The sequence below is a fragment of the Streptomyces sp. NPDC002676 genome, from assembly GCF_053592455.1.
This window is the reverse complement of record NZ_JBSFVT010000010.1, coordinates 97,820-111,654: the sequence shown is the minus strand read 5'-3', so window position 1 is coordinate 111,654 and position 13,835 is coordinate 97,820. Positions and strand designations below refer to the sequence as shown.

Sequence of the window (13,835 nt, the reverse complement as noted above, 5' to 3'; positions counted from 1 at the left end):
GGCCGTACGACGGCGGGCTCCTGCACGAGAGCCGGCCCGTGCGGATGCGCGTGGCGTCCGTCCGCACGCGTTCACGGGATACCGTGGAGGCGGGCAGCACCTGGCTCCGTGGGTTCTCCACTGTCCGGAGCGGGTGACACCGCGGAACGGTGGGGGCGGACAGGGCGGGGATCAGACGTCCGGGCCGCCCAGCAGGATCGCGCTTTTCACCCCTCCCACTTGGTAGTTGAAGCTGAAGGCGTAGTCGAAGTCGAGCGGGTGGGGCACCGTCCCGGGGACCGGGTTGAAGGTCAGTTGGTCGGCCGGCTGTTCGCAGTTGGCCGTCGGACACACCTGACGGTTCCGCATCATCAGCAGGGTCAGCGCCACCCCGAGACAGCCGGCCGGAGCGCCGTTGTGCCCGAAGCAACCTTCTTGTGAGGACATGAGGAGGTCGCGTGACGCCGAGCCGTACAGCTCCCTGACCGCATTCGCCTCGAACGAGGTGACGACCATGTTGCCGTCGCTGCCCCCGTGGATGTACGGCACCTGATCGATGTCCCAGGTGTCACCGAGACACCTTCGCACGGCGGACACCAGTGCTTTCCCGGTCTCGTCACAGGCCAGCGGGTTCGCGAGCCCGTCCCGCGTGGTGACCTGCGACAGGATCTGACCGTAGAGTCCCGCGTCTCGTCCGAAGGCGTGCTCCCGGCTCTCGATGATGATGGTTGCGGACCCCTCGCCGTGGTTGATGCAGTCGGCACGTTCGTCGTACGGACGCATGAGGGCGTCGAACGACGGCAGGAGGCCGGGCATGTCCTGGGAGCGCATGGCGTCGTACGCATCCTGGGCTCCGCTCAACAGGCGCTGGATGTTGCGGATCATCGTGATGCTGAAGACGTCGACTCCGGTCACCACGGCGATGTCGGTCTCACCGGTGGCGATCATGCCGAGGGCGTTGCCGACCTGTAGCGCGGACGAGGCACAGCCGCACGACACCGTGAAGTTGGCGCCTCTCGACCGAGTGAGCGCGCCTTGGACCAGGGCGACGTCCGACGGGGTGATGGCCTGTTCCGCCGCGACGAACATTTCCAGTGCGTCGGCGACGGGATAGGTCGCCGGATCGGCCCGCAGCACGGCGAGGTAGCTGTCGATGTTGGCATCCACTCCGCCCCGGCCCACCAGGACGGCGGCCTCTTCCAGGTCGCGCTGCACATCGAGGCCGGCGTCCAGGCACGCCTGCATGAGCGAGACCAGCCCGAAGCGATGGGCGTCCGTGTAGTGGCGTGAGAAGAATTCCGGGATGCCGGGCACACGCTCTTTGAACACCGCTGCCGGGAGGTTGACGCTGCCGTAGTAGACGCCCTTCTTGACGAGACAGGACGTTCCGGTGGAGGCGACCTTCCAGAGGTCGTCGGCGGTGAACACCGGATCCTCCAGACCTGGAAGGCACAGTCCGATTCCGGTGACGACGGCGTCCCGCGCACGTGCGCCGGTGCGCCGCCTCACGAGGCACCCGCCTGTGACAGTGAGTCGGTCATGGGTATTCCCTTCAGGGTCAGATGGTGGGCTATTCGGCCACGTAGGTGCGACGGCACCAGCGGTAGACGGGCAACTGCTCCCCGTCATGGGCGGAGTACAGACCTGAGAACTCGAAATGTTCGTAGGCGTTGCCGCACAGGACCTTCACTTTGGGCTCGGATTCCAGGGATGTGACTTCCCATACGACAGGAACCGGCACCCATTCCGGGCCTCCGGAAAGCATCACTCGAACGGAATTCGGCACTTTCGGCTCCGATGCCCGGTCATCACCGCTGTGCGGCGAATTTGTCCTCTCAAGAGTGAGCGGAAGGTGGTGAAGTGGGGGAAGCAGGCATCGGGATGCCATGAGGAAGGAGCGGCACAGAGAATTGATGAAGGCGGAAACCGGCATGATGACCTGCCAGACGTGAGGGCGGACGCAGAGAATCTGCAGGGCAGGCGGCGGACGCGAACTCACCGACGCCCAGGCCCCCATCTGTGGAGAGAGGGTCTGTGCCCTGCCCGCTTACCGCCCGCCGGGCCGGAGGGGGGTGATGACGGTCCCGGCGGGCGGCTCGTCCCGGCTCACGCAGGGACGGACGGGAGCAGGGGGCGTTGCCGCAAGGGCCACCTGCGCATGTACCGGTCAGGACGCGTTGGCCAGTGCCTGGCTGATTGCCGAAGCAGTCGCCTGCTCGGAGCTCAGGGCCGCGCTCGAGGATCCGAGAATGTGGTACACGAGGGCGGTCGCGTTGGTCGCGCTGGCCATGAGGATGCCGGCCCCTACGACCTGCGGCTGTCCCTGGCAGTCACTGATGGCGGCCTCGAGGTAGGCGGCGGTGGCCACGTTGTGGGTGCGGGCGGCAGCGGGGTCGTCGGCCTGGTCGGCCGCGATGGCGGCGTTGTTCGACGTCTGCGCGGACTGCAGGTCGCCGACACAGGCTGAGGCAGCTGCGGCGGCGGGCGTGGCCATGGCCAGAGGAGCGATGCCGACGACGGCGCCCGCCGCCATGGTGGCGGTGACGGTGGCGGCGGCAAGACGGTAACGGAACATGTTGGCACTCCCTTGAAGAGATTACTGGTTCACTCATCGGCGACGAGGCCGGTGGGAGCGGTTGCCTCCAACTGTCCGGGAGGTGGCTGCCTGTGAACGAGAACTCGACCTGATCGCCGCATACTTCGCGTGCTGGGAGTGACGACCGGAACGGGTAGCAGTCACGTCCCCGGAAAGGGATGGGCAACCCGCCGGCTCGTAGTCCAGTAATGCGACACGGATGAGTGGCATCTCAAGAGGGGCGGCGCCTGCGTCACCCGATCGGAGTACGTGCACCGCCCCGACCGTTGCCATCGTTCCCACGGGAGGGAAGTCACCCAACTTGCCTGTTTTCGGCCGACTTTGAAGGCGAAGTGCGAGGACCGGCAGGCTGGTCCGGTGCGCATGCGCGACCGAAGCGGCGGGGCGGCAGCACATCCAGTTGGCACCGGAAGGTCATACCGTCTGATCGACACCGTGGCCGGAAAGCGTCGCATCGATCGGCTCTTGGCTGCAATACGGCAGACGTCGACTGCCGTGCGAGAAAATCGCCAGCATTCTGAGGACTATCGGGCTTCCCGAATGAATCTGTGGAAGCATCATGATGCACATAGTGTGCGAGCGGCACCATCAATCCGTCTGGTCACCCATGCGCCCCGCATGCAAACCGATATTTTCATCACAACAGGTTAGGCCATCCGGGTGTCCGCCTTCGGGTAAGTGTTGTCGCCATATGCCAATCCGGTGGATAACGGTTACATCCAATGGTGGGCCGCCCGTCCTCTCCGGCGGAGTGGTCGTCCGCTTTCAACGCGTCGGTTTCGTGCCGGCCGCTGCACGGCGGGCTACCACGATGGGCACCCCGCGAGAGGTGTTGGATCCGTCAGCCGGCGTCGGCCGGCGTCGGCTGACGCGTAATTTCCGCATCCCCGTGAAACGGAGCGAGTTGCCGAAACAGGACAGCCGTGAACGCCGTCACTCCCTGTATGGCCAGTTGGGGACCCCCGCTCTTCTGTAGGAGTTGCGGCAGCCCCTGACGGGATCGGTGCTACGCCTTCGATGCCGGGCGCAGTGGTGGGAAGCCTGGAGACGTGTTCCCGGCAACAGCCCATCCACGCCTCGCCGGCGATGGAAGACCACTAGGCCGCTGTCGATGCAGAGATGCACGCTCTTCATGTCTGACGCGCAGGGCGCGCCTCCTCGACGTCGGCGCTGGACCGCGCCCAGGGCGCCAGCACTTCTCGCTGCGGCCTGCATCCCACAGGACCAGGAGTGACAAGACATGTTGACCACACGTGCGTGCGCGCGGATCGATCTTTCCCCCCAGGACATCGAGCGATGGCCTGACTCGTCGGCGGTCCGGGCACTGGCCACCGCCTCGTGCCGATCGCACATCGTCACCGTCCATTTCCCCGCAATGGACCGATCCGTTCCGATCTGCCGTTATCTGACTCGCTTATGGCTGGACCAGCAGCACTTGGCGGACCAGAGCATCCGTTATACGGCCCTGCTCGTCGCCACGGAACTTGCGACGAACGCCATCGTTCACACCGACAGCACCGTTATCACCGCCAACCTGCGGAGGAACCGAACTCACCTGCGGATTCAGGTGCGCGACCAAGGAAGGGTCTCCACAGGGAAGCACTGGCACAATGCCACAGGGTTCGGTCGCGGTCTCGGAATCGTCGCCAGTTGCACCCGAGCGCTCGGCACACACGTGGCTGACGACGGCACCCGTACGATCTGGGCCGCTGTCTCCCTTACGGGAAGTGAGCCATGGTGTCAGGCCGAAGGGCCCCCACGCCGGACCCGCGGGAGCGGAGGCGTCAGCAACAGGTGAGTGTGAGTCCTCGAACACCTGCCGACAGCTGACCCATGATCGCCGCGTCTGAGTCAGCAAACGGTCAGCATCAGGCCGGAGGGTGTCCCGGCTTGCTGCCCTGCACCCCGTGGCAGGCGCCTGCTGCGTCGCCCGGCGCCCGCTCGGAAGGCTTGGCACCCTGATCAGTCCGGGGGCCTCCACGCTGTGCCCGGGCAACGCCGGGCACAGCGTGGAGGGGCCGGGTGTCGCGTTACGCCGTCGGTGTCTTCCAGATGCCGCGGCCGTGCGTGGCCACGTACACCTGGCTGCCGTCCGAGCTCGGCGAGAGGTAGACCGCCGGCGAGGTGGGCAGGTTGGTGCCGAGGCGTGCCCAGTGGCCCGCCGAGGTGCTGGTGAACACGCCCAGGTCGGTGGCGACCACGAGGGTGCCGTTCTTGGTGACGAGCGCCGCGTTGGCCGGGGCGTCCGGGAAGGAGTCCGCGGCCGCGGGGTCGCCGCTGATGTCCGTCCAGGTCATGCCGCCGTCCGTGGTCTTCCAGACGTGGCCGTATCCCGCGCCGGGGCCCTCGTTCCAGTGCCGCGAGAAGCCGTTGATCACCGCATAGACCGTCTTGCCGGAGGCGTCGGACGGGTCGATGGTCAGGCCGGCGATGTACCGGTTCGGGAAGGCGGCGGGCAGGTTCACCTGGTGCCAGGTGCCGCCGTAGTTGGTGGCGATGCCCCGCCCGAAGGTCCCGTCGACCTTGGAGCAGGGGCCGCACCAGGCCGCCCACGTCACGTGGTTGCGGCTGGCGACCGCTGAGGCGGAGCGGCCGGCGCCCAGGTCGTACAGCTGGGTCCAGTCGGCTCCGGAGGTGCTCTTCCAGGTTGCGGTGTTGCCCCAGACGTATTGGCCGCCCGCGACCCACAGGCCGTTCGGGTCGGTCTCGTCCGCGCTGAACGGGGCGATGAAGCGGGCCCCCGGGTCGCCGGGCGCGATGTCGGTGATCACGTCCTCGGAACCGTCGTCGCTCGCCGTGTAGCCGCAGTTGTCCGTGATTTGCAGCGCGAGGTCGACGTACTCGCCGACCGTCTGGCAGCCGTCGGCGGGGTTGACCAGCTGGTCGCCGCCGTCACCGCCGAACGGGGAGACCATCTCGCCGTCCGGGTTGAGCTGCTGCCCCTGGTAGGTCGCGCCCTTGGGCGCGAGCAGTGAGACGCCGTTGTCCTGCAGGCCGCCCCAGACGGCCTCGCCGCTGCCGTCGGTCATCTTGCCCGCGCGCACCGAGTAGTACTGGAGGTTGCGCAGGGTGCCCGACTCGTTGAGGTTGCGCCAGCCGGCGGTGGTCTGCGTGGTGGGGCGGGCGTAGGCGCCGCCGTCGTTGCCCACGAACACCTGAGGCGTGCTGCCCTTCCACTGCGAGAAGGCGAGGGCGTGCTGGTCGGAGTGCATCACGTCGCCGTCGCAGGAGTTCGCGGCCGGGTCGTACGAGAAGCACGGCATGCCGAAGTTCCAGTAGCGGCCGATCGTCTTCCAGGTGGCGCCGCCGTTCCGGGACTCGAACATCTCCTCGAGGCCCAGGTAGACGTGGTTCGGGTCGCTCGGGTCGACCGCGATCACCTGGTCGTACCAGGACTGGGAGCCGGGCTGGTAGCCGGAGCCGATCTCGTTGACCTTCATCGCCGAGCCGCTCCTCGACAGCGACGAGGAGGTCGCGATCTGCTTGAACGAGCCGCTGGCGTCGCCGCTCTGGCTGACGTACACGCCGGCGAGGACCGAGTACACGCCGGAGCCGGAGGACTTGTTGAGGAGCTTGGGGGACTCCATCGAGACGTACAGCCTGCTGCCGTCGGCCGCGTACGCGAAGGCGGCGTTGCCGATCTCGGCGGGGTTGATCGCACCGGTCGGGTTGGCGCGCTTCCAGGTGGTGCCCGCGTCGGTGGAGTAGTAGAAGCCGTTGTAGTCGGCGCCGCTGCGCCAGGCCACGTTGGCGAGCAGCTTGGTGCCGTCGCTGCCGGGCTGTACGGCGATGTCGTTGGCGATGTCCGCGTAGTGGCCGTCCACCCCGCAGCTCACGCCGCTGATGCCGACGCCGGCGCAGGGGGCGAGGACCTTCGTCCAGGCGGTGGACTGGCCGGCCGACAGCGGGCGCCGGAAGACGCCGTGCGAGGAGGCCGCGAAGACATAGCCTGCTGCCTCGTCGAAGGTGAGGGTGTGGATGGAGGCCGAGTCCAGTTCCGTACCGCCCACCTTGTCGCTCTCGCCGAAGGTGCCGGTGACCGGGTCCGCGAGCCGGTAGACGCCGCTGCCCAGATAGTTGTCGGAGGCGGTGGTCGCCTCGCCGGTGGCCAGCCACAGCGAGCCGTCGGGCGCGACCGCGAGGGCGCCCACGGACAGGGCGGGCAGCCGATCGGCGATCGGCGTCCACGTTCTGCCGTCGTCCGTGGAGCGGAAGACGCCGCCGCCGGCGGCGCCCGCGTAGACCACGCCCTGGCGCGTCGGGTCGGTGGCCAGAGCGGCGATACGGCCCGCCGAGTGGCCTGCACCGCCACCGGAGTTGGAGGCCGACCGGTCGCGGTAGTGCAGCGCGTCCTCGTTGTACGGGGAGGTGGTGACCTCGGACCAACTCCCGGACTTCACCGGCATGTTCTTGATGTGCGCCCAGGCGTCGGCGTACGCGCCCGGCGTGACCTGTCCGCTGGGGGAGAGTCTCGGCTCGTTGAACGCGTCGAGCGACTCCATCAGTTCATGGGACTCCTCGCCCGCCACGTCATGGCGGCTGGAGTCCGTGTCGCTCGCCCCGAACGCCGCCTCGGGTCCCGTCCCCGCTATCAGGAGTGCGGCGGCTGCGGCGGCGAGTGCCCTTCTGCCGCCGCTCTTCGTCCCGCGGCGCGGTCTGCGCCGTGCGGAATACCCACGCATGGATGTCTCCGGCTTCTTCGGCGTAGGTCGCGGCCGCCCCTACGGCCGCACTTGATCTCCTACTGCCGAGCGCCGGAACCGTACTCCCGCGCCCACCCTCAACCCCAGGGGTTTACAGCAACTTTATAGCCTGACAAACGTAACGATTGTTAAAAATGGCCTCGTTCGCGGTCGAAAGTCCTGGAGTGACAGCGCACCTCAGTAATTGCAGCGCAGCCGGCCGGTACTCCGTTACCAGTGCCCCTGCCACGGCCGACGTCGGGTCATCAGGCGGCTCCGCGTCGCTGGGACAGGGTGGGCGCCGGCACCGACGGTGCAGGGGATCTCGCAGCCGATGAAGCGCCGCCGGTCGAGGACCGCTGCATGCCCTCAGCCCGCCGAACAATCCGAGGTGCCCCGGCCTCGAAACCCCGGCTCATAACGCGGAGTTATGGATTATTGATGTCTCCCCGACAGAGTACAGGCGGCCGAATACTGCTCCTTGCGTAAACCGCGCACCCGGAGTGCACGGCTCAGGCTTCGGGAACCACGGCCGAAGACTCGGGGTGCCACAACCGCTCGAGCCGTGGCCGCCCCTGCGACCGGGTGAGAACTCCCCACGCAAGCGGTCGCGCCGCCCTCATCACCCCACACGGCCGCGAACAGCCGACGAGCCGAGCGGGCCGACACACTGGCACCCATGCCCTCACCGACGCCCATTCCGTCCGTCGCCGCCTCGGTTCGATGCTGTCCAGATCCCACACCCAAACACCAATCCCCGGAGGCACCATGCGCTCCCCAGCCGGGACCGGACGCCCATTGCACTCGGCGTCGCTCCTCATGGTCCTGTCCGCCCTGCTCGCCCTGGTCGTCGTACTTGCCCACCCCGCCCACGCGTACAACGGGAGCACCTCGGCATGTGCGCTGCAAGGGACGACCGGGTACACCGACGAGGGCCAACCGACCGACTACACCCGGTTCCAGAACCCGGTCGGCACCAAACACGTGGCCGTGATCTACGTGGACTTCCCCGACGCCGTCGGCACATCCCTGCCCCTGACCCCGTACTACAACCAGCTGTCGGGAGCCGCCGACTGGATGTGGAACGCTTCCAACGGCAAGACATGGCTCGACCTTCAGGCCCCGTACGGCAACTGGGTGCGCATGCCGAAGAACTCCACCGACTACGACTGGGAGCGCGGATTCTCCTGGGCCACGCACCAGACGTATGTGAAGGACGCGCTCACCGGCGCCGCCGACGCCGGCGTCGACCTTTCCCGGTACGACATGTTCTACATCGTGCCGACCGGCACCGCGGCCGCGATCGGTCACTCTCCCACCTTCATCCAGGACCCGGCCCAGCCGACCCACGTGTGGAACCGGGCGACCCAGAGGTGGGTGACGATCCACTGGGCGGTGACCTTCGGCCAGGACATGTGGACCTGGGGCTACAAGGTCGCCGACCACGAGACCAGCCACACCTTCGGCCTGCCCGACCTCTACGCCTTCAGCGGCGATCACAACCAGTACGTCGGCGGCTGGGACCTCATGGGCCTGATCTCGGGCCCGGCCCCGCAGTACTTCGCCTGGGAGGCGTGGAAGTTCGGCTGGATCAGCGACTCCCAGGTCTCCTGCCTGTCCACGGCGAACACGTACTCCACGACCCTGACCGGGGTGGAATACGGCGGAAGTGGCTACAAACTCGCGGTGATCAAGACCAGCGACACCACCGCCTACGTCGCGGAGTCCCGCAAGGCCGCCTCCAACGACTCCAGCGCCTGCGCCACCGGTGTCCTCATCTACAAGGTCGACACCTCGACCCCGACCGGCAGCGGGCCGGTCCAGGTGGTCGACAACCCCGATGCCGCCGCACCCACCGGGAACTGCACCACACGGGACATGCAGGCCTGGCAACCCGGTCAGTGGTTCCAGGACAGCACCGCCCGCATCCGGATCTACGTACGCAGCTCCGACGCGTACACCGACACCGTCTGGACCTACAAGTGGTGACCGGGTAGGGCGGACGCTGCCGAGCGGATCCCCATAACCCGATGTTGTGGGGATCCGAGATCTGGCCGTGACGGCCGACTGCCTCCACCCTTGGCCCAAGCCGCTGTGCAATGTCACATCGCATAGCCCCACAGGGAACACCGCATAGGAGTCATCGTGAGAGCACGACGTTCCGGGATGGTCATGGCTGCCGCCCTCGGACTCGTCGCCGTCGCCGGTTGCGGGGGAGCCGGCGACGCCGACGGGCAGGGCGGGTCCGCGAGCAAGGGGGGCACGCTGCACGTGCTCTCCAGCCTCGACCTGGAGCACCTCGACCCGGCCCGCAACTATGTCACCTCCTCCGAGGACGTGGGCCGCCTCGTCTACCGGACGCTGACGACGTACGCGGCGGCACCCGGGCCCGCCGGCGGCAAGATCGTGCCGGATCTGGCGACGGACACCGGCCGCCCGAGCGACGGGGCCCGCACCTGGACCTTCACACTCAAGGCGGGGGTGAAGTTCGAGGATGGCCGGCCGATCACCAGCCGGGACATCAAGTACGGGGTCGAGCGGTCGTTCGCCGCGGAACTCCCCGAAGGGCCGCCGTACGCACGTATGTGGCTTGCTGGGGCCCGGAGTTACAAGGGCCCTTACAAGGACAAGCACGGTCTCGCCTCGATCGAGACCCCCGACGACCGGACGATCGTCTTCAAGCTCGACCGTCCGGTGGCCGACTTCGGTTCCGCGGTGTCGCTGCCGATCTTCGCCCCGGTTCCGCAGGACAAGGACACCGGCGTCCGGTACGACAGCAGGCCCTTCTCCTCCGGTCCGTACAAGATCGGGACCTTTGAACCCAAGAAGCGGCTCACGCTGGTCCGCAATACCCACTGGAGTCCGGCCACCGACATGGTGCGCAAGGGCCGGCCGGACAAGATCGTGATCGATCTCAACCTCGACCCGGCCGTCGTCGACCAGCGGCTCATCGCCGCTCAGGGACAGGACGCGGACGCCGTCGCCTTCGAGCCGGTCGGCCCGGCCTCGGTCGGGCCGGCATTGTCCAACCCCGCCGTCCGCAAGCGGCTGGTCACCGGCGAGTCGATCAACACGCGCTACCTGAGCATCAACACCCGGCACAAGCCGCTCAATGACGTCCGGGTGCGGCAGGCGATCGCCTACGCGCTGGACAAGGCCGCCCTGCGCACAGCCCGGGGCGGCCCGATCGCCGGCCAACTGGCCACCACTCTGCTGCCCCCGTCGCTGCCCGGCTCCGTCCCCGACGATCCGTACCCGAGCCCGGACGGCAAGGGCGATCCCGCCAAGGCGAAGGCGCTGCTGGCCCAGGCGGGTCATGCCTCGGGCCTGACCCTCACGCTCGACACCCCGGCCACCGCGGGCGGCCAGGCGCAGGGCGAGGCCGTGCAGGCATCGCTGGCCGAGGCCGGGATCAAAGTGAAGATCAACGCGATCAGCTCCTCGGCGTTCTACAGCACGGTGGGCAACACCGCCCAGGAACACGACCTGGTGATCGACGGCTGGACACCCGACTGGCCAGGCGCCTCCACCTACTTGCCGCTCGTGTTCGACGGCCGTCTGATCACCTCCGAGGGCAACAACAACCACGCCCAGTACGACTCCGCCAAGGTCAACGCCCGCATCGACGCGATCGCCAGGATGAAGGACCCGGCGGCAGCCGCGACCGCCTACGGCCGACTGGCCGAGCAGATCATGCGAGACGCTCCGGTCGTGCCGTTCCTGTGGGACAAGGCGGCCGTCCTGACCGGGCCTCATGTCACCGGCGCCTATGGGCACATCGCCTACGTCGGACGACTGGATCTGGTCTCCCTGGGGCTGCGCAAGTGACCGCAACGCTCCCCGCCTCGGTACCCTCCGCCCCGTCGAGCCGCGGCGGACCCCGAGAGACGTCTCTGCTGCGCCGGCTGCTGGCACAGCGCTCCGCGACGGTTGCGCTGACGGCGGTCGTACTCCTGGTGCTGATCGCCCTTGCGGCCCCGCTGATCACCTGGGCCGTCGGCATGTCTCCGACCGAGTTCCACTCCGACGCGGTGGACCCGGCGCTCGGCGGACTGCCGCGCGGCACCGGAGGCGGGATCGGCGCCGAGCACTGGCTGGGCGTCGAACCCGGCAGCGGCCGGGACATCCTCGCCCGTGTCGTCTACGGAGCCCGGGTCTCCCTGTTGATCGCCCTGCTCGCCACCGTTGTCTCGGTGTCGCTCGGAACTGCGCTCGGGCTGGCCGCCGGGTTCTTCGGCGGCTGGACCGATGCCGTGGTCGGCAGGCTGATGGACCTGCTGATGTCCTTTCCCGCCCTGATCTTCATGATCGCGCTGATCTCCGCGGCCCCGGGCGTGAACCGGCAGCTGCTGCTGGTCGTCGTGCTCGGCTTCTTCGGCTGGCCGTACGTCGGGCGGATCGTGCGCGGGCAGGCGATGGTGCTGGCCCGCGGGGAGTTCGTGGCGGCGGCCCGGGTGCTGGGTGCCTCCAGGCGCGCCCTGCTGGTGCGCGAGGTGCTGCCCAATCTGAGCGGGCCGATCCTCGTGGTGGCGACCATGTCGATCCCCGGATACGTGGCGACCGAGGCGGGCCTGTCCTTCCTCGGTATCGGGGTGCGCCCGCCGACCCCCTCGTGGGGCCAGATGATCGCCTCCGCGGTGCCGTGGTACGCCGCCGACCCCGTCTACTTCCTCGTCCCGGGCGCCTTTCTCTTCGTCACCGTGCTCGCCTTCAACGTGCTGGGCGACGCGGTAAGGGACGCACTCGACCCCCGGAGCCGCCGACGATGATCCTCTATGTCCTGCGCAGGCTGGCCGCGACGGCGGCGATCCTGCTGGTGATCTGCGCGGCCACGTTCGCGATCTTCTACCTGATGCCCGCCGATCCTGCCCAGGGCGCCTGCGGCAAGGCGTGCAGCCCGGAGCGGATCGCCCAGATCCGCACCACGCTCGGCCTGGACCACTCGGTGTTCGTGCAGTTCCGCGACTATCTCGTCGGCATCGTGACGGGCCGCACATACGGCACGGGCGCGCAGGCCGTGCACTGCCCTGCTCCGTGCCTGGGATTCAGCTTCCAGACCGATCAGCCGGTGTGGCTGATGCTCACTGACCGGCTGCCGGTCAGCATCTCCATCGCCATGGGCGCGGCGGTGCTGTGGCTGATCGTCGGCGTCACGGCCGGGGTGATCTCCGCGCTGCGCCGGGGCAGCCTGTGGGACCGGGCGGCGATGACGGCCGCGCTCGGCGGCGTCTCGCTGCCGGTCTACTTCACCGCTCTGGTGCTGCAGTACCTGCTCGTCGTCAAGCTCGGTCTGCTGCCCTATCCGCAGGCGATCCCGCTCACCGCGGACCCGGCCGGCTGGGCGGAGTCCATGGTCATGCCCTGGATCACCCTGGCGATGCTCTACGCCGGCATCTACGCACGGATCACTCGCGGCGAGTTGCTCGACAGCCTGGGCCAGAACTACGTCCGCACCGCCCGCGCCAAGGGCCTGCCCGAGCCGACCGTGCTGCGCCGCCATGCGCTCAGGCCGGCGCTGATGCCCATCGTGACGATCTTCGGCATGGACCTCGGCGCGCTGCTCGGCGGCGCCCTCATCACCGAGTCGGTCTTCGGCCTGCCCGGCGTGGGAAAGCTCGCGGCCGACGCGATCAACAGCGCCGACCAGCCGGTGATCCTCGGGGTGACGCTGTTCGCCGCCGGATTCGTCGTGCTCGCCAACGTCGCGGTGGACCTGGTCTACGCGCTCCTGGACCCGAGAGTGAGGGCCGTGGGATGACCCTGCTGACCGTACGTGATCTGACCGTGGGCTTCGCGGGCGGCGTACGCGCCGTCGACGGCCTCGATCTGGACCTGGCCGCCGGGGCGGTGCTCGGCGTGGTGGGCGAGTCGGGCAGCGGCAAGTCCGTCACCAGCCTGGCCATCATGGGCCTCCTGCCCGATGCCCGGATCGCCGGTGAAGTCCGGTTCGACGGACAGCGGTTGACCGGCCTGGACCGGCGGGCGCTGCGCCGGCTGCGCGGCGACCGGGTCGCGATGATCTTCCAGGATCCGCTGTCCTGCCTGAACCCCTACTACCCGGTGGGCTTCCAGATCGCCGAGGCCTACCGCGCGCACCGCCGGGCCGGGCGGCGCGAGGGGCACCGGGTCGCGGTACGGATGCTGGACCGGGTCGGCATCCCCGAGCCCGAGCGGCGCGCCCGCGCGTACCCGCACGAGTTCTCCGGCGGCATGCGCCAGCGCGTGATGATCGCGATGGCCCTGTGTCTGGAGCCGGACCTGCTCATCGCCGACGAACCCACCACCGCGCTCGACGTGACCGTGCAGGCCCAGATACTGGATCTGCTGCGGGAGCTACGGGAGCGGTCTGGCACCGCCATCATGCTCATCACCCATGACATGGGCGTGGTTGCCGGGCTGGCCGACGAGGTGGTCGTGATGTACGGCGGCCGCGCGGTCGAACGGGGCACGGTCCGCGAGGTGTTCTACCGGCCGCGCGACGCCTACACCAAGGGCCTGCTCGCCTGCGTACCTCGCGTCGATGGACCGTTGCCCGATCGACTGCCCACCTTGTCGGCACCGGAGGTGACGGCGTGAAC

Annotated in this window: 10 protein-coding genes; 6 read left to right on the top strand and 4 right to left on the bottom strand. The window is 68.5% G+C overall.

Translation table 11 applies throughout. From position 1 onward, the window contains the following. Window positions 1-171: 171 nt before the first annotated feature. The 3 genes from ACWD3E_RS26300 to ACWD3E_RS26290 form a co-directional block, all read right to left on the bottom strand. Window positions 172-1,488 carry a beta-ketoacyl synthase N-terminal-like domain-containing protein gene (locus ACWD3E_RS26300; protein ID WP_451390018.1) on the bottom strand — a complete coding sequence of 439 codons (1,317 nt, stop codon included), beginning with the start codon at window positions 1,486-1,488 and terminating at the stop codon, window positions 172-174. Window positions 1,489-1,549: 61 nt separating this feature from the next. After that, the gene (locus ACWD3E_RS26295; RefSeq protein ID WP_451390146.1) at window positions 1,550-1,867 is read right to left on the bottom strand and encodes a DUF5988 family protein; all 318 of its coding nucleotides are present in this window, start codon (window positions 1,865-1,867) and stop codon (window positions 1,550-1,552) included. A gap of 279 nt (window positions 1,868-2,146) precedes the next feature. Further along, window positions 2,147-2,554: a hypothetical protein gene (locus tag ACWD3E_RS26290; protein ID WP_451390017.1), complete on the bottom strand. Its 408-nt coding sequence runs from the start codon at window positions 2,552-2,554 to the stop codon at window positions 2,147-2,149. A gap of 1,261 nt (window positions 2,555-3,815) precedes the next feature. Here ACWD3E_RS26290 and ACWD3E_RS26285 point away from each other — a divergent pair. Next, window positions 3,816-4,373 carry an ATP-binding protein gene (locus tag ACWD3E_RS26285; RefSeq protein ID WP_451390016.1) on the top strand — a complete coding sequence of 186 codons (558 nt, stop codon included), beginning with the start codon at window positions 3,816-3,818 and terminating at the stop codon, window positions 4,371-4,373. Between the two features lie 232 nt (window positions 4,374-4,605). Here ACWD3E_RS26285 and ACWD3E_RS26280 read toward each other — a convergent pair whose 3' ends face one another. Next, on the bottom strand, window positions 4,606-7,257 hold the full coding sequence (locus ACWD3E_RS26280) for a WD40/YVTN/BNR-like repeat-containing protein (RefSeq protein ID WP_451390015.1): 2,652 nt from the start codon (window positions 7,255-7,257) through the stop codon (window positions 4,606-4,608). A gap of 768 nt (window positions 7,258-8,025) precedes the next feature. Here ACWD3E_RS26280 and ACWD3E_RS26275 point away from each other — a divergent pair. From ACWD3E_RS26275 to ACWD3E_RS26255, 5 genes are all read left to right on the top strand, one after another. Next, a complete protein-coding gene (locus ACWD3E_RS26275) occupies window positions 8,026-9,246 on the top strand; it encodes a M6 family metalloprotease domain-containing protein (protein WP_451390014.1) in 1,221 nt (406 codons plus the stop codon). A 156-nt stretch (window positions 9,247-9,402) separates the two neighbouring features. Further along, window positions 9,403-11,085, top strand: coding sequence for an ABC transporter substrate-binding protein (locus ACWD3E_RS26270; protein ID WP_451390013.1), 1,683 nt, complete (start codon window positions 9,403-9,405; stop codon window positions 11,083-11,085). Next, window positions 11,082-12,026 carry an ABC transporter permease gene (locus ACWD3E_RS26265; RefSeq protein WP_451390012.1) on the top strand — a complete coding sequence of 315 codons (945 nt, stop codon included), beginning with the start codon at window positions 11,082-11,084 and terminating at the stop codon, window positions 12,024-12,026. The genes ACWD3E_RS26270 and ACWD3E_RS26265 overlap by 4 nt, the downstream gene beginning before the upstream one ends. After that, window positions 12,023-13,015 (top strand): ABC transporter permease, encoded by a 993-nt coding sequence (locus tag ACWD3E_RS26260; RefSeq protein WP_451390011.1) that lies wholly within the window; start codon window positions 12,023-12,025, stop codon window positions 13,013-13,015. The genes ACWD3E_RS26265 and ACWD3E_RS26260 overlap by 4 nt, the downstream gene beginning before the upstream one ends. Continuing rightward, window positions 13,012-13,833, top strand: coding sequence for an ABC transporter ATP-binding protein (locus ACWD3E_RS26255; RefSeq protein ID WP_451390010.1), 822 nt, complete (start codon window positions 13,012-13,014; stop codon window positions 13,831-13,833). The genes ACWD3E_RS26260 and ACWD3E_RS26255 overlap by 4 nt, the downstream gene beginning before the upstream one ends. The last annotated feature ends 2 nt before the right edge of the window (window positions 13,834-13,835 follow it).

What these genes read in the sequence shown, in the direction of transcription:
- ACWD3E_RS26290 (WP_451390017.1), bottom strand. Translation starts at nt 2,554, where the DNA reads ATGTTCCGTTACCGTCTTGCCGCCGCCACCGTCACCGCCACCATGGCG.
- ACWD3E_RS26295 (WP_451390146.1), bottom strand. Translation starts at nt 1,867, where the DNA reads ATGGCATCCCGATGCCTGCTTCCCCCACTTCACCACCTTCCGCTCACT.
- ACWD3E_RS26275 (WP_451390014.1), top strand. Translation starts at nt 8,026, where the DNA reads ATGCGCTCCCCAGCCGGGACCGGACGCCCATTGCACTCGGCGTCGCTC.
- ACWD3E_RS26260 (WP_451390011.1), top strand. Translation starts at nt 12,023, where the DNA reads ATGATCCTCTATGTCCTGCGCAGGCTGGCCGCGACGGCGGCGATCCTG.
- ACWD3E_RS26285 (WP_451390016.1), top strand. Translation starts at nt 3,816, where the DNA reads ATGTTGACCACACGTGCGTGCGCGCGGATCGATCTTTCCCCCCAGGAC.
- ACWD3E_RS26280 (WP_451390015.1), bottom strand. Translation starts at nt 7,257, where the DNA reads ATGCGTGGGTATTCCGCACGGCGCAGACCGCGCCGCGGGACGAAGAGC.
- ACWD3E_RS26255 (WP_451390010.1), top strand. Translation starts at nt 13,012, where the DNA reads ATGACCCTGCTGACCGTACGTGATCTGACCGTGGGCTTCGCGGGCGGC.